This is a genomic window from Nocardia exalbida NBRC 100660, assembly GCF_000308575.1.
GTDB classification, from domain to species: domain Bacteria; phylum Actinomycetota; class Actinomycetes; order Mycobacteriales; family Mycobacteriaceae; genus Nocardia; species Nocardia exalbida.
Map to the genome: position 1 here is coordinate 167197 of NZ_BAFZ01000100.1, position 22612 is coordinate 189808.

The following is a 22612-nucleotide window of genomic DNA, read 5'->3' on the forward strand; positions in this document are numbered from 1 at the left end:
CGGATCAGGCCGGTTCCGTCACCCGGGCCGGACGAGCCCGCTTGCCGCGCAGGTGATCCACGCCGAAAGCGAGCACGGAGGCGACCACCGCGACGCATCCGATCGCGGCGCCGAGGCCGACCATCGAGTTGAGCCCGTCGATCGACGCGGAGGTCGCGATGTGCGACAGGTCCGACGCGATCGGCTGGAACTGCGCGGGCAGCCCGTCGGCCACCGAACGACCGGCGCCGGAGCCCGCCGCCTCCAGGAACTGCTCACGCAGCGCCGGCGGGACGGCTCCGGGCAGGGCATCGAGCCCGTCGGCAGCGGAACCGCGCGCCGAGTGGTTGAACATGGCGCCCAGCCCGGCCACGCCGACCGCGAGGCCGACCTGCCGAAGGGTGCCGAAGGTCGCGCTGGCCATGCCCGCGTTCTCGTCGGAGGCGAAGGTGAGGGAGGCCGCCTGGTTGACGGCCGTGATCGCGCCGAGTCCGAGTCCGCCGATCACCATTCCGGGCAGGAAATGCGTCCACGAGTCGTGGGAACCGAAGTCGCCGATCAGCCAAGTGCCCAACGCGACCATGCCCATCGTGACCGGCAGCGATACCGCGAACGGGACCCGCTTCGTGAAGACCATCGCCAGCGGCGCGCTGATCAGCGCGGCCACGCTCACGGGCAGCAACCGCAGGCCCATCTGCAAGGGCGTGTACCCGAGCGTGTTGATCAGGAACACCGCCAGGTAGTTGCTCGCGGCCATCAGCGTAGCCATGTGTCCGATCGAGACGATGGCCGTGCCGGTGAATCCGCGCTTGCGCACCATGGACACGTCGAGCAGCGGGTACTCGGCCTTGAACTGCCACGCCGCGAACCCCACCAGCAACACCACCGCGGCGGCGCCGAGCCCGAGCACCGTGGCCGAGGTCCAGCCCAGCGAGTTGCCGCGGGTCAGCGCGAATACACCCGTCACCAGGCCACCGGTGAGCAGCAACGACCCCGGCCAGTCGGCCTTGCGCCCTTCCATCCGCGCCGACTCCGGCATCCGCAGCACGGCGAGCACGCCGATGAAGATGCCGATCGGGACGTTGATGGTGAAGATCGAGCGCCAGCCGAACTGGGTGACCAGCGCGCCGCCGAGCACCGGGCCCGCGACGGTCGCGCTCGCCATGACGGCGCCGTAGATGCCGATGGCCTTCGCGCGCCTGCCCGCATCGGGGTAGGCCACCGCGAGCAGCGGCAACGCCGTCGCGAAGATCATCGCCGAGCCGACGCTCTGCACCGCGCGCAGGAGGTTCAATTGAAGTATGGTGCCTGCCAGCGCCAATGCCAGCGACGACGCGGTGAACACTGTCATGCCCGCGAGGAAAAGCCGCTTCCGGCCGAACCGGTCGCCGAGCGTGGCGAAGGTCAGCAACAGTCCCGCCATCGGGATGGCGTAAGCGTCGATGACCCATTGCAGTCCGTCGATGGACGTGTCGAAGTCGGTGCGGATATCGGCGAGCGCGGCGGAGACCACGGTCAGGTCGAGCATCATCATGAAGATGGCCCCGCTGACCATGAACAGCACCAACCCGGCGCGCAGCGGACTTGCGGAAGAGTCGTCCGGCTTGCGGCCGGACGAGGTTGCGATCGTGGACATGTCTTCCTTATGAAGTTCGCGCACCACCCGCGGGACCGCGTGCGGGCGAGTCCATTACGGACCGAGAAGGACGGGAAACGCGACCTGAGCCGCGCCCCTGACCCTATCTACGCCCCCAACCTCCGTAAATGACGTATCAAGACAAACAATTTCGCGCAGCGGCCAACCTGCGCGTCGACGAGTGGCACATGGTGGAGAGGTCTCTCGCGCTTTGCCGCAACCATGTGCCACTTGCCCCGTGCCCTACACCAGCAGTAGCCGTGGCGTCCTACTCCGCGATCACGATGGTGATCTCGTCACCGGCCGCGTCGGTCGATTCGTCCGGGCCCGCGAACCAGTGGGTGACCTCGCCCTCGGTGAGGTCGGTGTCGAGGTCGCCGGTCGGGACGACGGACAGGGCGCCCGCGGTGGCGGAGGTCAGGAACTCCAGGACCGCGGGGCGGCCGGAGAGCGCGGTGGTGTACGTGGTCGACTCGAAGTCGATCTCGTGTTCCTCGCGCAACCGTTCGGCTTCGTCGAGCGCGTCGGACTGGGTGATCGCGACCGCCCCGTCCGCCGTGGCGACGACGAAAGCCGGGTGTTCCTCGCCGAGCGGGCGGACCCGGTCGGCGTAGGAGACCGGATGCGCGGCCGCCTCGGCGATGTCCTGGCGCACCTGAGCGTCGGCGAGCGCCACCCAGCGGATGTCGCTGTCGGCCACCGGTTGCGCGGTGAGGCCGAATCCGGCGCCCGCCGCGGTCAGCTGCTCGGCGGTGAGATCGCCCGCGAACAGGCATGCCGCACCGGCCTTCTGGACCGCCCAAGCCGCGACCACGGCATCCACCGAACGCGGCAGCGTCACCGCGACGACATCGCCCGGTCCTGCGCCGCGATCGATGAGCACCCGGGCCAGCTGGGAGGAACGCCGATCCAGCACGTGGTAGGCGACCTCGTCGTCGCCGGCCAGCAGCGCGGGAGCTTCGGGGTCCTCTTCCACGACCTCGGCGAGCACCTTGGCCACCGTGCGCGCCCCGACCCGGCCGACCGGCTCCGGCGCGGACGCCGTTGCGGTGATGCCGGATTCGGCCAGCAGCCGCGCCCGTTCGCCTTCGTCCAGGATGTCGATGTCGCCGACCAGCGCGTCCGGATCACCGAGCAGCGCCTCCAGCACCCGCACCAGCCGCTCGGCGAGGGTCTCGACCTCTTCGGCGGTGAACCGGCTGCCCAGGTACTTCAGCGTCAGCTCGATGGTCGACTCCGCGATCACCAGCAGCGTCATCGGGTAGTGCGTGGCGTCGTTGACGCCGACACCGGTCACCGACATGCCGTCGATCGAGCTGGCGGCCGAGATCGCCTCCTTGTCCATCGGATACGACTCGAACACCAGCAGCGTGTCGAACAGCGACCCGGTGCCCGCCACCCGCTGGATGTCGGTGAGCCCCACGTAGTGGTGCTCGAGCAGACCGGCCTGGTCACCCTGGAGCCGGGCCAGCAGTTCGCCGATGGTCTGGCGGTCATCGATGCGCAGCCGCACCGGCAGCGTGTTGATGAACAGACCCACCATCGACTCGACACCGGGCAGCTCGGCCGGGCGGCCGGACACCGTCGCGCCGAACACCACGTCGCCGCGTCCGGTGAGACGTCCGAGCAGGATGCCCCAGGCGGCCTGCACCAGCGTGTTCACCGTGACGCCGAGTTCGGCGGCGTGCTTGGTGATCCGGCGGGTGCGGTCGGCGTCGAGCTCGGTGACCACCTTGCCGATCTCGTAGTTCTCCGCGGCGCGCGGCTGCGGAGCGAGCTGGGTCGGTTCGTTGACGCCCTCCAGCGCCGCCGACCAGGCACGCAGCGAGGCGTCCCGGTCACGCCCGGCCAGCCAGCCGAGGAAGTTGCGGTAGGAGGCCACCCGAGGCAGCGCGGTCTGGTCGCCGCGCACCGCGTACAGCACCAGCAGGTCCCGCATCAGCAGCGGCATCGACCAGCCGTCCAGCAGGATGTGGTGGGTGGTGATGGCCAGGTGCCATTGCGCGGAGTCGCTGCGCAGCAGCGTGAACCGGATCAGCGGCGGGACGGCCATGTCGAAGTGCGTCGCCTGCTCGGCCGCGACCTGCCTGCGCAGCTCCGCGGTCCGCTCGTCGGCGGGCAGCTCGGTGAGATCCACTTCGCGCCACGGCGCCTCGACCCGATCCAGCACCACCTGCACGGCCTGTCCGTCGTTGTCGGTGACGAACGCGGTGCGCAGGTTCGGGTACCGGTCGACGATGCCCTGAGCCGCCGCGCGCAGGCGTGCCACGTCCAGCGCGCCGCCCAGGTCCACCACGGCCTGCATGGTGTACACGTCCACGGTGGACTGGGTCATCATCGCGTGGAACAGCAGACCCGACTGAAGCGGCGAGAGCGGCCACACCTCGGTCAGCGCCGGGTAGGTCCGTTCCCACTGCTCGATGTCCTGCTGACCCACCCGCACCAGCGGCATGTCCGACGGCGTGTAGCCACCCGCGTCCGGCCGGCGCGCGTGCGCGGCCAGCGCGGTGAGCGCCTCGACCCACAACTGCGCGAACTCCTGCACCCGTTCCCGGGTCAGCAGGCCGGTCGGGAAGGCGAACGACGCGCCCAGGCTGGGGCCCTCGTCGGAGTCGGTGACGATCGCGTTGATATCGATCGTCGCGTTGGCGGGCATGTCGAGGTCCATGTCGACATCCAGCTGACCCAGGTCGGCTACCGGCACCCAGCCGATCTCGGCGAGCTGCTCGGGGATCTCCCCGGCCGACATCCGGCCCAGGTAGTTGAAGCTGATCTGCCCGGACGATCCCAGACCCGCCGCGGTCTCCGGATTCAGCTGCCGCAGCAGGCCGTAGCCCAAGCCCTTGTCGGGCACCGCGAGCAACTGCTCCTTGATCGACTTCACGATCTCGCCGAGCGCGGCGCCACCGGCGAACGCGTCGGTGAGGTCGGCGCCGGACAGATCGAGCCGGACCGGGTAGGCCGAGGTGAACCAGCCGACGGTGCGCGACAGGTCCGCGCCCGGCACCACGTCCTCTTCACGGCCGTGGCCCTCGAGCTTGATCAGCGCCGCACTGTGCCCGATGGCGGCGTCCGCGGGGCCCTGCGTGGTGACGTCCGGGCCCGCCGCGCCGTCGCCGCGCCAGCGGACGACGGCCATGGCCAGCGCCGAGAGCAGTCCGTCGTTCACACCGCCCCGGTACAGGCCCGGGATCGCGGTGAGCACCGCGTCGGTGACCTCGGCGGGGACGGTGACCTCGACCCGCTCGACGGTGGCGAACGTGTCCACCGCCGGGTCGAACGGACGCTCGCCCAGCAGCGGGTCCGGAGTGGCCGAGACCTGCTGCCAGAACGGCAGTTCCGCGACCCGCTCCGGCGAACTCGCGGCCTCCACCAGGCTGTGCGCCCAGCGCCGCATCGAGGTGCCGTTGGCGGGCAACGTCACCGGCTGACCGGCGACCAGCTGCGACCAGGCGACCGCCAGATCCGGGATCAGGATGCGCCAGGACACGCCGTCGACCACGAAGTGGTGCGCGACGATGAGCAGCACATCGCGCCGATCGCCTTCGAAGGCGAACCAGACGAACTGCGCCATCGCGGCATTCGCCGGATCGAGCCCGCCCATCGCCCCGTCGAGCGCCTCGGTGGCGACCCGGGCCAACTCGGCCTCGTCGGCGTCGGCCGCCAGGTCCACGCGGCGCACCAGGGCGTCGACGTCCACCGCGCCGTGCGGCAGCGCCTCGAACGTCCAGTCCGTGCCGGTCCGGCGCAGCCGCGACCGGAGCACGTCGTGGTGGTCGAACACCGCCGCGATGGTGGCTACCAGGGTCTCCCGGTCGATGCCGTCGGGCAGCCGCAGCGCCATCGTCTGCGAGAACCGCTGGTAGGACGAGCCGCTCGCGAGGATCTGCCGCATGATCGGGGTCAGCGGGATCTCGCCGACACCGCCGCCGGGCAGCTCCTCCAGCTTCACCTGCTCGGCGCCCGCGCCGACCACGGCGATCTCGGCCAGCGAGGCCACGCTGCGCCGCTCGAACACGTCACGCGGAGTGAACTGCACACCGCGCGCCTTGGCCCGGGAGACCAGCTGGATGGACAGGATGCTGTCGCCACCGAGTGCGAAGAACGAGTCGTCCAAGCCGATCTGCTCGACGCCGAGCACCTCGGCGAACACCTCGGCGATGACGGCCTCGACCTCGCTGGCCGGCGCGCGGAATTCGCGCGGGGCCAGCTCCGGCTCGGGCAGCGCCTTGCGGTCCAGCTTGCCGACCGGGGTCAGCGGGATCTCGTCGATCACCACGATCGCCGTCGGCACCATGTGCGGCGGCAGGATGCGCGAGGCGTACTCGCTCAACCGGGCCGTATCGATCTCGCGACCGGGCGCGGCCAGCACGTAGGACACCAGAATCGTCGCGCCCGCCTCGGTCTTGCGGCCGATCGTGATCGCGTACTCGACGTCTTCGTTGCTTGCCAGCACGGTGTCGATCTCGCCGAGCTCGATGCGGAAGCCGCGGATCTTCACCTGGAAGTCCGAGCGGCCCACGTAGTCCAGCTCCCAGCGCACCGACGGCAGCGCGGCGTTGCCCGCCCGCTCACCGGGTTCGGCGAACCAGCGCACCACGTCACCGGTGCGGTACATCCGCGCGCCCTCGTCGCTCCACGGGTTGGCGACGAACCGTTCCGCGGTCAGGTCGGGGCGGTTGTGGTAGCCGCGCGCCAGCGCGCCACCGGCCAGGTACAGCTCGCCCGCGACGCCGGGGGGCACCGGGTTGAGCCGGTTGTCCAGCACCAGCGCGGACATGCCGCGCACCGGACGGCCGATGGTGATGTGCCTGCCCGGGGTGAGCTGGGCGTAGGACGAGATGATCGTCGTCTCGGTCGGGCCGTAGGCGTTGAAGTACTTGCGGCCCGGCCACCACTTGGCCAGCAGTTCCGGCGTGGTGACGTCACCGCCGACCGACGCCACCTCGAGCGCCTCCATGCCTTCCGGATCGACCGTGCCGAGCACCGCCGGGGTGATGATCGTGTGGCTCACCCGCTCGGTGCGCAGCAGCTCCGCCAGATCGGGGCCGCCGATGACGGTCGAGGGCACGACCACCAGCGTCGCGCCGGTGTAGGCGGCGCACAGCCATTCGAGCACCGACGGGTCGAAGCTCGGCGAGCAGATGTGCAGGAACCGGTGGTGCGATTCCAGCTGGTACAGATCCGCCGCGACGCCGACCAGTCCGCCCATGCCCGCGTGGGTCACGGTGACGCCCTTGGGCATACCGGTCGAACCGGAGGTGTAGATGACGTACGCCGGGTGGCGCATGGCCAGCGAGGAGATCCGGTCGGCGTCGGTGACCTGCTCGGCGGACTGGTTCTCGATCAGCTCACCGAGAGCCGGGTCATCGATCCGCAGCCACTCCACGTCGCGCGGCAACCGGTCGACGTACTCGCTCGCGGTGATGCCGATGACGGCGCCGGAGTCGTTGACCATGTGCCGCATGCGGTCTTCGGGGTAGGTCGGGTCCACCGGCACGTGCGCGCCGCCGGCCTTCGCCACCGCCCAGAACGCGGCGACCATCTCGTAGGAACGCGGGAACGACAGCGCCACGATGCGCTCCGGTCCCACACCGCGCGAGATGAGCACCCGCGCCAGGCGCGAGGAGTACTCGTCGAGTTCGCGGTAGGTGATCGAGCGGCCCTGGTAGCGCACCGCGATCTGCTCCGGGTCCAGCCGCGCGCCGTACTGCAGCAGGTCCGGCAGCAGGCCGGTGGCCATGACGTCCTCGCCCTGCACGTGCGTGAGCAGGTGGAACTCGGCCGTGTCCAGCAGCGGCAGATCACCGATCGGGGTCTCGCGATCGGTGGTGATCGCGGTGAGCAGCCTGGTGAAGCGCTCGGCGAACACCCGCACCGTCTCGTCGTCGAACAGGTCGCGCGCGAAGGAGAACTCCGCGTACATGCCCGCGTCGTCGGGGTTCTCCCCTGCCTCGCGGATGGTCAGCGACAGGTCGAACTTGGCGGTGTCGACGTCGAAATCGACCGCGCCCACGTGCAGTCCGGGCAGCTCGAAGCTGCTCTCGGGCAGGTTCTCGAACGACAGCGCCACCTGGAACAGCGGGTGACGGGCGGTGGAGCGCTCGGGGTTGAGCAGTTCCACCAGCCGCTCGAAGGGCAGGTCCGCGTGCGCGAACGCCTGGAGGTCGGCGTCCTTGGTGCGGGTCAGGAACTGGTCGAAGGTGAGATCGCCGTCCACGTGCGAGCGCAGCACCAGGGTGTTGACGAACATGCCGATCACGTCGTCGAGCTCGGCTTCGCCACGGCCCGCGATGGGCGTGCCGACGGCGATGTCGTCGGTGCCGGACATCCGCGCGAGGAACAGCGCGAGCGCGGCGTGCACGACCATGAACAGCGTCGCGTTCTGCTGTCTGGCGATCTCGGTGAGCATGCGGTGCAACTCGCCGGAGATCGGGAACACCACGCGTCCACCGGCGAACGACTGCGTCGTCGGACGCGGCCGGTCGGCGGGCAGGTTGAGCTCGTCGGGCAGCCCGGCCAGCGCGGTGCGCCAGTATTCGGCCTGCTGCGAGATCAGGCTGTCGGGGTCGGTCTCGGAGCCGAGCACGTCGCGCTGCCACAGGCTGAAATCGGCGTACTGCACCGGCAGCGGCGCCCAGCCCGGTTCCACCCCGGCCGAGCGGGCCGCGTAGGCCAGCATCACGTCGCGGGTCAGCGGACCCATCGACCAGCCGTCCGCGCTGATGTGGTGCGCGACGAACACGAGGACGTACGACGTGTCGGATTCCGCGTCCGTCACGCGGAACAGCTTGGCCCGCAACGGAACCTCGGTGGTGACGTCGAATCCGGCGGAGATCACCTCGATGATCCGGTGCCGGATGTCCCCGGCCGAGACCGCTTCCGGCGTCAGGTTCGGCACGGCCCGTTCGGCGGGCACGATCACCTGATGCGCGGTGCCGTCCTGTTCGGGATAGACGGTGCGCAGCGTCTCGTGCCTGCTCACCACATCCCCGACCGCCAGTTGCAGCGCTTCGACGTCCAGTTCGCCGGTGAGCCGCACGGCCACCGGGATGTTGTTCACCGCCGAGGCGGTGTCGAACTGGTTGAGGAACCACATGCGCTGCTGCGCCAGCGACAGCGGAATCCGCTCCGGACGCGGCCCGGCCACCAGCTCGCGACGGCCACCGGCACCCGCGTGCTGCTCGGCCTTGGCGGCGAGTCCGGCCACGGTGGAGGCCTCGAACAGCACACGCACCGGAACACGAGCATCCAACGCCGCGCCGATACGCGCCGCGACCTGCGTCGCCAACAACGAGTTACCACCGAGTGCGAAGAAGTCGTCATCGGCACCGACACGCTCGACACCGAGGACCTCGGCGTACACCGACGCCACGATCTCCTCGATCGGAGTCGACGGCGCACGGAATGCCTGAACCTCGAACTCCGGCTCCGGCAACGCCTTGCGATCCAGCTTGCCGTTGACGTTCAACGGCAGAGCATCCAGCACCACGAACGCCGAGGGCACCATGTACGACGGCAATCCGGCGGTGAGCTCCGACTTCACCCGCGCCACATCGACACCGGCTTCGGCATCGCTGCCCACCAGGTAGGCCACCAAACGGTCACCAGTTTTCGGATCGGACTTCGCGATCACCGCCGTCTGGGCGATCTCCGGCAGCGCGAGCAGCGCGGCCTCGATCTCACCCAACTCGATACGGAAACCACGGATCTTCACCTGGAAGTCCGTACGACCCCGATACTCGAGTTCACCGCGACCGTTCCAGGCGACCAGGTCACCCGTGCGATACATCCGGGTTCCCGACTCGAACGGGTTGGCCACGAACCGGTCCGCCGTGAGATCGGCGCGACCGAAGTAACCACGCGCCAACTGCGCACCAGCGAGGTACAACTCACCGGAGACGCCGTCCGGCACGGGCCGCAAGCGGCCGTCGAGGACGTAGACCCGGCTGTTCCATTCGGGCGCACCGATCGACACCGAGGTCTCGTCGGCGAGGGTGACGCGGTGGCTGGTGATGGACACCGCCGCCTCGGTCGGCCCATAAAGATTGAACAACTCGGTGCGGGGATTCTGGCGCAAGAACCGCTGCGCCACCGAACCCGGCAGAGCCTCACCGATCGCCAGCACCCGCCACAGCGAGTTCGGCATACCGGCCGTCAGCAGCGCGTCCAGCATCGACGGCACCACATGCAACGTGGTGACCCACTCGCGTGCCATCAACTCGTTCAGATACGCCGGATCCCGATGACCATCCGGCGAAGCGATGACCAAACGGCCACCACACACCGCCGCCGACCAGAACTCCCACACCGACAAGTCGAACGTCGCCGCCGTCTTCAACAAAATCGCATCAGCCGCATCGAGACCGAACTCGACACTCTTCCACTGCAACTGATTCGCGATCGCACCGTGCGGAACAGCAACACCCTTAGGACGACCCGTCGAACCAGACGTGAAGATGACGTACGCCGTGTTCTCCGCACGCAACGGCCCAACCCGATCAGCATCCGTGACCGGCTTCGCATCCACACCCGACAAATCCAGCTCATCGATACGCACCACCGGCGCGACATCGGTATCGAACTCCGCATCAGCGTTGCTCAACACACACACCGGAGCCGCCGTCTCCAGAATGTAACTCGTACGCTCAGCGGCCTGATCCGGATCCACCGGCACATACGCACCACCGGACTTCGCCACCGCATACATCGCCACGATCAGATCCACCGACCGACGCAACGCCAGAGCAACACGCGACTCCGGACCCACACCCAACGAGATCAGATGCCGCGCAACGCGGTTCACCCGGGCGTCGAGCGCGCCGTAGGTGATCGACTCGCCGTCCTCGGTGACGAGCGCGACTTCCTTCGGCCCGGCCGCCACCGTGGCGTCCAGCAGGGACACCAGCGTGGCCGAGGCGTCCACCGCCTGCTCGGTCGCGTTGCGCGCGGTGAGCAGCCGGGTCCGCTCGGTGGCGTCGAGCAGGTCGAGGTCGCCGACCGGAGTGCGCGGGGCGGCGACGATCTCGCCGAGCAGGCGCGCGAACCGGTCCACGAAGCCCTGCACCGTCGCGCGATCGAACATGTCGGTCGCGTAGGTGAAGAACCCGGTGATGCCCTCGGGAGCGCCCGCGTCGTCGTAGCGGTCGGTCGCGATGAGGTGCAGGTCGAACTGGGACAGCTCGGTGTCGATGTCCAGGCCGGACACGCTCAGGCCGGGCAGTTCCAGCGCGGACTGCGCCAGGTTCTGGAACGACAGACCCACCTGGAACAGCGGGTGCCGGGCGGTCGAACGCACCGGGTTGAGCACCTCGACCAGGCGCTCGAACGGCACGTCGGCGTTGGCGAACGCCTGGATGTCGGTCTCGCGCTGACGGGCCAGCAGGTCGGTGAACGCCTCGCCCGCCTCGACCCGGGTCCGGAACACCAGGGTGTTGACGAACATGCCGATCAGGTCGTCGAGCGCGGCTTCGCCACGGCCCGCCATCGGCGTGCCGATCGCGATGTCGTCGGTGCCCGACAGCCGGGCCAGCAGCACGGCCAGCGCGGTGTGCACGACCATGAACAGCGTCGCGCCCTCCGTACGGGCCAGCTCGATGAGCGCCTGATGGGTCTGCGCGTCCACCCGCAGCTCGACCTTGCCGCCTGCGAAGGACTGCACCGCCGGACGCGGCCGGTCCGAGGGCAGGTCCAGCTGATCGGGCAGCTCGGCCAGCGCCTGGCGCCAGTAGGCGACCTGCTTGGCGGCCAGCGATTCCGGATCGTCCTCGTCACCGAGCAGTTCACGCTGCCAGATGCTGTAGTCCGCGTACTGGACCTCCAGCGGCGCCCAGTTCGGCGCCTCGCCCGCCGCGCGCGCGGCGTAAGCGATCATCAGGTCCCTGGTCAGCGGGCCGACCGAGGAGCCGTCACCGGAGATGTGGTGCACGACCATGGCCAGCACGTAGTCCACCGACCCGTCCGGCCCGGCGTGGGTGCCCTCTCCGGCGATCTGGAACAGCGCGACCTTCATCGGCACCTCGGTGGTGACGTCGAAGATCGTCGAGGTCAGCGCCACCACGGCGGACTCGATCTGCGACGGCGCGACCACCCGCACCTCGAGGCGCGGCGCGGCCTGGGCGGGCGGCAGGATGACCTGCACCGGGCCCGACTCGGTCTGCGGGTAGACCGTCCGCAGGATCTCGTGGCGGCTCACCAGGTCCGCGATGGCGGCACGCAGCGCGGCCACGTCCAGCGCGCCGGACAGCCGCACCGCGATCGGCACGTTGTAGGCCGCCGAGGCGGTGTCGAACCGGTTGAGGAACCACATGCGCTGCTGCGCCAGCGACAGCGGAATGTGCTCCGGCCGCGGGCCCGCGGTCAGTGCGCGGCGACCGCCCATGTCGGCGTGCTGCTCCACCCGCACCGCCAGCGCGGCCACGGTGGACGCCTCGAACAGCAGGCGCACCGGCACCCGGGTGTTGAGCGCCTCGCCCAGCCGGGCGGCGACCTGCGTGGCCAGCAGCGAGTTGCCGCCCCAGGCGAAGAAGTCGTCGTCGAGGCCGAGCCGCTTGGACTCACCGTCGCGGTCGGAGATCCGCAGCACTTCGGCGAAGGTGTTCGCCACGATCTGCTCGATCGGCGTGACCGGCGCGCGGAACACCGCCTTCTCGAAGGTGGGCCGCGGCAGCGCCTTGCGGTCCAGTTTGCCGTTGGCGTTGAGCGGCAACGCGTCCAGCTCGATCAGCATCGACGGCACCATGTACGACGGCAGCTCCGCCGACAGCGCGGATTGCAGCGCGCGCTTGTCGAGCGCGCCCGTCCGGGGCACCACATAGGCGACCAGCCGGTCGCCGATGCTCGGATCGTTGTGCGCGACGACGGCCGCCGCGCTCACCGCGTCCTGCCGCAGCAGCGCGGCCTCGATCTCGCCGAGTTCGATGCGGAAACCGCGGATCTTCACCTGGAAGTCGGTGCGGCCCCGGTAGTCCAGCTCGCCGGTGGCGTTCCAGGCCACCAGGTCGCCGGTGCGGTACATCCGGTCGCCCGACGCGCCGAACGGGTCGGCGACGAACCGGTCGGCGGTCAGATCGGGACGGCCGAAGTAGCCGCGCGCCAGCTGCGCACCGGCCAGATACAGCTCACCCGAGACGCCCACCGGCACCGGCCGCAAGCGGGAGTCGAGCACGTAGACCCGGCTGTTCCACTCCGGCGCGCCGATCGACACCGACGCCTCGTCGGCATCGGTGACCAGGTGGCTGGTGATCGACACCGCCGCCTCGGTCGGACCGTAGAGGTTGTGCAGTTCGGCGGCGTTGTGCCTGCGCAACCGCTGGGCGGTGGCGGCGGGCAGCGCCTCACCGATGGCCAGCACCCGGCGCAGCGAGTCCGACAGGCGGCCACCGGATTCGGTGAGCAACGCGTCCAGCATGGACGGCACCACGTGCAGGGTGGTGACGCCGGTGGCGCGCATCAGTTCGTTCAGGTAGGCCGGATCGCGGTGCCCGTCGGCGGCCGAGATCACCAGGCGGCCACCGGAAACCGCGGCCGACCAGAACTCCCAGACCGAGAGGTCGAAGGTGGCCGCCGTCTTCAGCAGCACCGCGTCCTCGGCGCCCAGCTCGAAGACAGAGGTCTCCCACTGCAACTGATTGACGGTCGCGGCGTGCGGGACCGCGACACCCTTCGGCTGGCCGGTCGAACCCGAGGTGAAGATCACGTACGCGGTGTTCGCCGGGGTCAGCGCACCGGTGCGCTCGTCGGCGGTCACCGGAGCGGCCGTGTACTCGGTGAGGTCGAGCGCGTCGATCGGCACGACGTCGGCCGCGGCGGTGTGGAAGCCGTCCCGGCCGGTGGTCAGCACGCACACCGGCGCGGCGGTGCCGAGGATGTAATCGGTCCGCTCCGCAGGCTGGTCCGGATCGATCGGCACGTACGCGGCACCGGCCTTCGCGACCGCGTACATCGCGACCACGAGATCGCTGCTGCGGCGGATGGCCAGCGCGACGCGGTCCTCCGGGCCGACGCCACGGCCGATCAGGTACCGGGCCAGGCGGTTGACCCGCGCGTCCAGCCCCGCGTAGGTCAGCTCCCTGCGGCCGGTGGGCTCGTCGGCGACCAGCGCGACGGCCGCGGGCGTCGCCGCCACCGTGGCGTCCAGCAGCGACACCAGCGTCGCGGTGCGCGTGGAGCCCGCGGAACGCGCGGCGAGCAGAGCGTCGAGGTCGTATTCGGTGGCGTTCCAGGCCGTGAGGATGCGCTCGCTCTCCTCGGACGCGAGCAGATCGATCTCGCCCACCCGCACGGTGGCGTCGGTCAGCACGGCATCGAGCACCCGCAGGAACCGGTCGGCGAAGCCCTGAACCGTGTTCTCGTCGAACAGGTCGGTGGCGTAACCGAATTCGGTGATGATCTCGGCGGGCGTGCCGTCCTCGGCGTACCGGTCGTAGAGCGTGACGTGCAGGTCGGTCTTGGCCAGCTGCGAGTCGAAGTTGACCGCGCTCACGGTGAGCCCGGGCAGCTCGAAGGTGGTCTCGGCCAGGTTCTGGAACGACAGGCCCACCTGGAACAGCGGGTTGCGCGCGGTGGAGCGCACCGGGTTGAGCACCTCGACGAGACGCTCGAACGGCACGTCGGCGTTGGCGAACGCCTCCAGGTCGCGTTCCTTCACGTCGCCGAGCAGATCGGCGAAGCGCTCGGCGGGCCGCACCCGGGTGCGGAACACCAGGGTGTTGACGAACATGCCGATCAGATCGTCGAGTTCGCGTTCGCCACGACCGGCGATCGGGGTGCCCACGGCGATGTCGTCGGTGCCCGACAGCCGTGACAGCAGCACCGCCAGCGCCGCGTGCACCACCATGAACAGCGACGCGTTGTGCGCGCGCGCCAGCTCGTGCAGGCGGGCGTGCCGCTGCGGGTCGATCTCGAAGCGGATCGCCTTGCCCTGGAACGACTGCGCGGGCGGGCGCGGCCGGTCGGCGGGCAGCTCCAGCTGATCGGGCAGGTCGGCCAGTGCCGTGGTCCAGTACGCCACCTGACGGGCGGCCAGCGATTCCGGATCGTCCTCGGATCCGAGCACCGCGCGCTGCCACAGCGCGTAGTCGGCGTACTGCACCGGAAGCGGCTGCCACTGCGGCGCCTCGCCCTGCACGCGGGCTACGTAGGCGGCCATCACGTCACGGGCCAGCGGGCCCATCGACGAACCGTCGGCCGCGACGTGGTGCACGGTGAACGCCAGCACATGCTCATCGTCGGCAATCCGGAACAGCGCCACCGCCAACGGCACCTCGACGGTGACATCGAAGGTGGTCAGCGCGAAGCCGATGACCGCGCCGAGCAGATCCTCCTCGGCCACGTCGATCGGGGTGAGCGCCGCCGCCGACCGGTCCGCCGGACGGATCACCTGGTGCGGCCCGTCCGCCGACCGCGGGTAGGTGGTGCGCAGCACCTCGTGGCGGGCGAACACGTCGCCGATGGCCTGCTCCAGCGCGGCCACGTCGAGCGTGCCGGACAGCCGGACGGCCAGCGGGATGTTGTCCACCGCCGAGGTCGCCGTGTCGAACTGGTTGAGGAACCAGTACCGCTGCTGAGCGGGCGACAGCGGGATGCGCGCCGGGCGCTCCCCCGCCTCCAGGCGCGGCCGGTCCCGGCCGGACCCGGCGTTGTGCTCCACCCGGGTGGCCAGCGCCTGCACGGTGGACGCCTCGAACAGGTCGCGCACCGCGAGCTTGGTGTCCAGCGCGGCGCCCAGCCGCGCGGTCACCTGGGTGGCCAGCAGCGAGTTGCCGCCGAGTTCGAAGAAGTCGTCGTCCAGGCCGACCCGCGCGACGCCGAGCACGTCGCCGAAGGTGCCCGCCACGATCTCCTCGATCGGGGTGGACGGGGCCCGGAACACCTTGGCCTCGAACACCGGCGCGGGCAGCGCCTTGCGGTCCAGCTTGCCGGAGGCGTTCAGCGGGAACTCCTCCAGCACGACGAACGCCGAGGGCACCATGTAGGCGGGCAACTCGCCGCCGAGTTCCGCGCGCACGCCCTCGATGTCCACCGAACGACCGGCGGTCGCGATGACGTACGCGACCAGCTGGTCGCCGAGCCGATCGTCCGAGCGCACCACGACCACGGCCTGGGCGATCGATTCCAGGGCCGTGAGCGCCGACTCGATCTCGCCGAGTTCGATGCGCAGACCGCGCAGCTTCACCTGGAAGTCGGTGCGGCCCAGGTACTCCAGCTCGCCCTTGTCCGTCCAGGACACCAGGTCGCCGGTGCGGTACATCCGCTCGCCGTCGCCGAACGGGTTGGCCACGAAGCGGTCGGAGGTCAGATCCGGACGCGCGACATAGCCGCGGGCCAGTTGCACGCCCGCGAGGTACAGCTCACCCGCGACGCCCACCGGCACCGGGTGCAGCCGCGAATCCAGCACGTACACCTGGGTGTTGAACACCGGGGCGCCGATCGGCACCGACACCGTGTCGTCCTCGGTCACCTCGTGGAAGGTGACATCGACCGCGGCCTCGGTCGGGCCGTACAGGTTGTGCAGCCGCGCGCCGGTGAGTTCCTGCATCCGCTGCGCGGTGGCGGCGGGCAGCGCCTCACCGGAGGCGAAGACAGTGCGCAGGCTGGTGCATTCGTCGGCGCGTTCCTCGGCCACGAACACCGACAGCATGGACGGCACGAAGTGCGCCGTGGTGACCTGCTCGCCGGTGATGACCTGCACGAGGTAGGCCGGGTCGCGATGACCGTCGGGCTTGGCCACCACGAGGCGGGCGCCGACCTGCAAGGGCCAGAAGAACTCCCACACCGACACGTCGAAGGTGGCCGGGGTCTTCTGCAACACCACGTCGGTGTCGTCCAGGCCGTACTCGTCCTGCATCCACACCAGGCGGTTGACGATCGCGGCGTGCGAGACCGCCACACCCTTCGGGCGGCCGGTCGAACCGGAGGTGAAGATCACGTACGCGGTGTTCGACGGACGCAACGGCGCACGGCGATCGGCGTCGATCAGCGGCTCGTCGGAGTATCCCGCCAGCGAGACCACATCGATCTCGACTGCCGGGGTCGTGCCCGCGTCGAAACCGTCGCGCGAGGTGGTGAGCACGCACACCGGCTGCGCGGTGTCGAGCACGTAGCGGGTGCGGTCGGCCGGGTGGTCCGGGTCCAGCGGCACGTACGCGCCACCGGCGACGCTCACCGCGTACATGCCGACCACGAGGTCGATCGAGCGGCGCATGCCGAGCGCGACCATCGAATCGGGGCCGACGCCCAGCTCGATCAAGTGGCGGGCAAGGCGGTTCACCCTGGCGGCGAACTCGGCGTAGGACAGAGTCGTCCCCTCGAACGTCACCGCGGGCGCGTCCGGGGTCCGCGCCAGTTGCGCGGCGAACATCGACACCAGCGTGGCCGCCGGGTCCACCGGATGCGCGGTGTCGTTCCACCGCTCCAGCACCTCGGTGCGCTCGACGCTGTCGAGCAACTCGACGTCGCCGATGGTCACCGACGCGTCCCCGGCGATCGCGGTCAGCATCCGCACCAGCCGCGACGCGACACCGGCGATGGTGTCGGCGTCGAACATGTCGGTCGCGTAGGCGAATTCGGCGGTCATGCCGTCAGCGGCGCCCCCGGCGTCGAACCGGTCGGCCAGGTTGAGGTGCAGGTCGAACTTGGCGGTCACCACGTCCAGCGGAACACCGGCCACTTCCAGGCCGGGCAGCTCGAAGGTGGCCTCCCCGGTGTTCTGGAACGACAGCATCACCTGGAACAGCGGGTGGCGCGCCTGCGAGCGCGCCGGGTTCAGGATCTCCACCAGCCGCTCGAACGGCAGGTCCGCGTGTGCGAACGCCGCGAGGTCGGTGTCCTTGGTGCGCGCCAGCAGTTCGGTGAACGGTTTCCCGGGATCGACCGCGCTGCGCAGCACCAGAGTGTTGACGAACATGCCGATCGCGTCGTCGAGCACCGCTTCACCGCGGCCCGCGACCGCGGTGCCGATGGCGATGTCGTCGCTGCCGGACAACCGGGCCAGCAGGGCGGCGAACGCCGCGTGCACCACCATGAACAGGCTGGCGCCGTTCGCGCGGGCCAGCGCGTTCAGCTCGCGCAACAGCTGCGCGTCGAGCGAGAACTCGTACACGCCACCGCGGTTGGACGCCACCGCGGGACGCGAGCGGTCCGACGGCAGGTCCAGCTGATCCGGCAGTCCGGCCAGGGTGTCGGACCAGAACGCGACCTGCTGGGCGATCAGCGACGCGGGATCGCCTTCGGCGCCCAGCGTCTCGCGCTGCCACAGCGCGTAGTCGGCGTACTGCACCGGCAGCGGAGCCCAGGCGGGCGCCTCGCCGCGCGAACGCGCGGAGTAGGCCACCATCACGTCGCGCGCCAGCGGACGCACCGACCAGCCGTCACCGGAGATGTGGTGCACCACGAACACCAGCACGTGGGTGTCGGGCTGCGAGCCGTCCATCGAGCCCGCGATGCGGAACAGCGCGGCACGCACCGGGACCTCGGCGGTGACGTCGAAGCCGGTCAGCACCAGTTCGCTGATCCGGTCGGAGATCTCGGCCTCGGACACCTCGATCGGGGCGAGATCGATGGCGTTGTGCCCGGCGGGCAGTACCACCTGCACGCCCTGGCCGTCGGCGGTCTCCGGGTAGACGGTGCGCAGCACCTCGTGCCGGTCGACCACGTCGGCGACGGCCTGGCGCAGCGCCTCGGTGTCCAGCGTTCCGGTGAGCCGGACCGCGAGCGGGATGTTGTTCACCGCGGTCTGGTTGTCGAAACGGTTCAGGAACCACATGCGCTGCTGAGCCAGCGACAGCGGGATCTTGGACGGGCGCGGGCCCGCGACGAGCTCGCGGCGGCGTCCGGTGCCCTGGTGGGTCTCCACCCGGGCCGCCAGCGCGGCCACGGTCGGCGCCTCGAACAGGGTGCGGACCGGGATCCGGGTGTCCAGCGCGGCGCCGAGCCTGGCCACCACCTGGGTGGCGACCAGCGAGTTGCCGCCCAGATCGAAGAAGTCGTCGTCCAGGCCGACCGCGCGTTCGGCGCCGGCCTGCGTCAGGCCCAGCACCTCGGCGAAGACGTCGGCGACGATCTCCTCCACCGGAGTCGACGGAGCGCGGAATTCCCGTGCCTCGAAGACGGGCTCGGGCAGCGCGCGCCGATCCAGCTTGCCGTTCGGGTTCAGCGGCATCGCGTCGAGCACGACGATCGCGGCGGGCACCATGTACGACGGCAAGTGCGCGGACAGGTGCGCCCGCAACGCCTCGACATCCACCGTGGCACCGTTCGCGGGCACCACGTAACCCACCAGCTGATCGCCGGTGCGCGCGTCGGAGCGCACCAGCGCGACCGACTGCGCGACCGATTCGTGGGCGGTCAGCGCGGTCTCGATCTCGCCGAGTTCGATGCGCAGACCGCGCAGCTTCACCTGGAAGTCGGTGCGGCCCAGGTATTCGATGGCGCCGGTGGCGTCCCGGGTCACCAAGTCGCCGGTGCGGTACATCCGCGCGCCGGGCTCCCCGTACGGGTTGGCCACGAACCGGTCGGCGGTCAGATCCGCGCGACCGAAGTAGCCGCGCGCCAGCTGATCACCCGCGAGGTACAGCTCACCCGCGACGTTCGGCGGCACCGGGTGCAGGCGCGCGTCCAGCACGTACGCCTGCGCGTTCCACACCGGAAGGCCGATCGGCACAGCGCCGTCCACCTCGTCGGCGACGGGTCCGTGGGTGGCGTGCACCGTGAACTCGGTGGGGCCGTACAGGTTGTACAGCGCGGCGTCGCTCACCCGCCGGATGGCGACGACCGCGTCGGCTGTGAACGCCTCACCGGCGACGAACAGCGTCCGCAGCGAGGCGAGCGCGTCGGCGTCGGCCGGGTCGATCCCGGCCGCGAAGACGCTCAGCATGGACGGCACGAACGAGGTCATGGTGACCCGCTCCGCCGCGATCACCTCGGCGAGGTACTGCGGGTCGCGGTGTCCGTCCGGGCTCGCCACCACGATGCGCCCGCCGGTGCTCAGCGGGCCGAACAGCTCCCACACCGACACATCGAAGGTGGCGGGGGTCTTGAACAGCACCACGTCGCCCGAGCCGATGCCGTATTCGCCGGTGATCCAGCGGATCTGGTTGACGACCGCCGAATGCGGCACGGCGACGCCCTTCGGACGTCCGGTCGAACCCGAGGTGAAGATCACGTACGCCGGGTGCTGCGGGCGCAGCGGCGCGATGCGCTCGGCGTCGGTGACGGGTGCGTCCGGGTAGCCGGACAGGTCCAGCTCGTCGATGTTCAGCGTCGCGCGGCCCGCGCCGTCGAACGCGTCGCGCGCGGTGGTCAGCACGCAGACCGGGTCGGCCGAGTCGAGCACGTAGTGCACGCGGTCGGCGGGCTGGTCCAGATCCAGCGGCACGTAACCGCCGCCCGCGGCGTGCACCGCGTAGGCGGCCACGACCAGGTCCACCGAGCGGCGCATGCCCAGGGCGACCAGCGTCTCCGGGCCGACGCCCGCCTCGATGAGGCGGCGCGCCAACTGCCGCACCCGGGCGGCGAATTCGGCGTAGGCCAGAACCGTTCCGGTGGCCGGGTCGACCACGGCGACCGCGTCCGGCGTGGCCGCGGCCTGCGCGGCGAACTCCTCGACCAGCGTGGTCGCCGGGCCGAGGTCGCGGGCGGTGTCGTTCCAGCCGCGCAGCGCCTGCGCGGTCTCCTGCTCGTCCAGCAGCGCGATGTCGCCGATCGGCCGGTCCGGTTCGGCGGCGACGGCCTTCAGCAACCGGCCGAAGCGGCGGCCGAACTCGGCCATGGTGGCCGGGTCGAACAGGTCGGTGGCGTAGATCAGCTCGGCGGCGATGCCCGCGCCGGTGCCGCCGGCGGTTTCGGCGTCGCGTTCGGACAGCACCAATTGCAGATCGAACTTGGCGACGTCGATCGGCAGGTCGACACCGCTCACCGTCAGACCGGGCAGCTCCAGGCTGTTCTGGCCGGTGTTCTGGAACGACAGCATCACCTGGAACAGCGGGTGGCGCGCCTGCGAACGCGCCGGGTTCAGGATCTCCACCAGCCGCTCGAACGGCAGGTCGGCGTGCCCGAACGCGGCGATGTCGGTGGCGCGCACCGAACGCAGCAGCTCGGTGAACGTCGCGCCGGACTCGATCGGGGTCCGCAACACCAGGGTGTTGACGAACATGCCGATCAGGTCGTCGAGCGCGCGCTCGCCACGACCGGCGACCGGCGTGCCGATCGCGATGTCGTCCTCGCCGGACAGCCGCGCCAGCAGCACGGCCAGCGCGGTGTGCGCGACCATGAACAGCGTCGCTCCCCTGGTACGGGCGAGTTCGGTGAGCTGGGCGTGGGTCTGGGCGTCGATCTCGAAGACGTGCGTGGCGCCGCGGCCGGAGGCGATCGCGGGGCGCGGCCGGTCGGCGGGCAGGTCCAGCTGCTCGGGCAGCCCGCGCAGCGTGTCCGACCAGAACGAGATCTGCTCGGAGATCACCGAACTCGGGTCGTCCTCGGCGCCGAGCACCTGGCGCTGCCACAGCGCGAAGTCGGCGTACTGCACCTCCAGCGGACGCCAGGCGGGCTCGCCGCCGTCGACGCGGGCGCCGTAGGCGGTCATCACGTCCCTGGTCAGCGGGCCCATGGAGAAACCGTCGGCCGAGATGTGGTGCACCACCAGGGCGAGCACGTGCTCGGTGGGGCTGATCTCGAACAGCCGGGCGCGGAACGGCACCTCGGCGGTGACGTCGAAGGCCGTGCCGATCAGCCGCGCGAGCTGCTCGGGCAGTTCGGCTTCGGTGACGTCGACCGGCGTGAGGTCGGGGATGACCTTCGCGGTGGCCACGGTCTGCTGACGCGCCGCGCCGTCCACCTCGGGGTAGAACGTGCGCAGCGACTCGTGGCGGGCCAGTACATCGGCGACGGCGATCTGCAACGCCTGCCGGTCGAGGAGGCCGGACAGCCGCACCGCGGCCGGGATGTTGTCCACCGCCGAGTCGGGGTCGAAGCGGTTGAGGAACCACATGCGCTGCTGAGCCAGCGACAGCGGGACCAGCTCCGGTCGCTGCTGCGGCGCCAGCGGCGCACGGCCGCCCACGCCCGCCTTGGTCTCCGCGCGCGCCGCCAGCGCGACCACGGTGGAGGCCTCGAACAGTTCGCGCACGCCGAGGTCGGTGTCCAGCGCGGCCGACAGCCTCGCGGCGACCTGGGTGGCCGACAGCGAGTTGCCGCCGAGGGCGAAGAAATCGTCGTCCAGGCCGACCCGCTCCAAGCCGAGCACGTCGGCGAAGGTCGCGGCGACGATTTCCTCGACCGGCGTGGTGGGGGCGCGGAACACCGCGGCCTCGAACACCGGCGCGGGCAGCGCCTTGCGGTCCAGCTTGCCGGAGGCGTTGAGCGGGAACTCCTCCAGCACGATCACGACCGACGGCACCATGTAGGCGGGCAACTGCCGCGCCAGGTCCTCGCGGACCAGGTCGGTGTCCAGCGCGGCATCCGGCGCGGGGATGACGTACGCGACGAGCTGGTCGCCCGCGTGCGCGTCCGAGCGCACCACGACTACCGCCTGTGCGACTTCCTCGAGGCCGGTCAGCGCCTGCTCGATCTCACCCAACTCGATACGCAGACCACGCAACTTCACCTGGAAGTCCGTACGGCCCAAATACTCCAGTTCACCGTGCTCGGTCCACGCCACCAAGTCACCCGTGCGATACATCCGCACACCAGGCTCCCCGTAGGGATTGGCGACGAACCGGTCACTGGTCAGATCCGGACGCGCGACATAACCCCGCGCGAGCTGGGCACCCGCCAGATACAACTCACCCGCGACACCCACCGGCACCGGACGCAGACGCCCATCCAGCACGAACACCTGCGTGTTGAACACCGGAGCACCGATCGGCACCGACTCGATGTCAGCATCGACGACCTCATGGAAAGTGACGTCAACCGCCGCTTCCGTAGGGCCGTAAAGGTTGTGCAGGGCGGCACCGGTCAACTCCCGCAAACGATGCGCGGGCTTCGGCGGCAACGCCT

The 22612-nt window shown here is 70.4% G+C and carries 2 protein-coding genes; both read right to left on the reverse strand.

Annotation, left to right across the window (positions count from 1 at the left end; all coding sequences use genetic code 11):
* Nucleotides 1–4 precede the first annotated feature (4 nt).
* Nucleotides 5–1615 carry an MFS transporter gene (locus ON29_RS24965; protein ID WP_157172891.1) on the reverse strand — a complete coding sequence of 537 codons (1611 nt, stop codon included), beginning with the start codon at nucleotides 1613–1615 and terminating at the stop codon, nucleotides 5–7.
* A gap of 268 nt (nucleotides 1616–1883) precedes the next feature.
* Nucleotides 1884–22612 (reverse strand): non-ribosomal peptide synthetase (locus ON29_RS24970; protein WP_040870032.1); only part of this gene is annotated, 20729 nt, incomplete at its 5' end.

Bases quoted from the DNA above. Each gene is read 5' to 3' on its own strand.
- ON29_RS24965 (WP_157172891.1), bottom strand. From the start codon at position 1,615: ATGTCCACGATCGCAACCTCGTCCGGCCGCAAGCCGGACGACTCTTCC.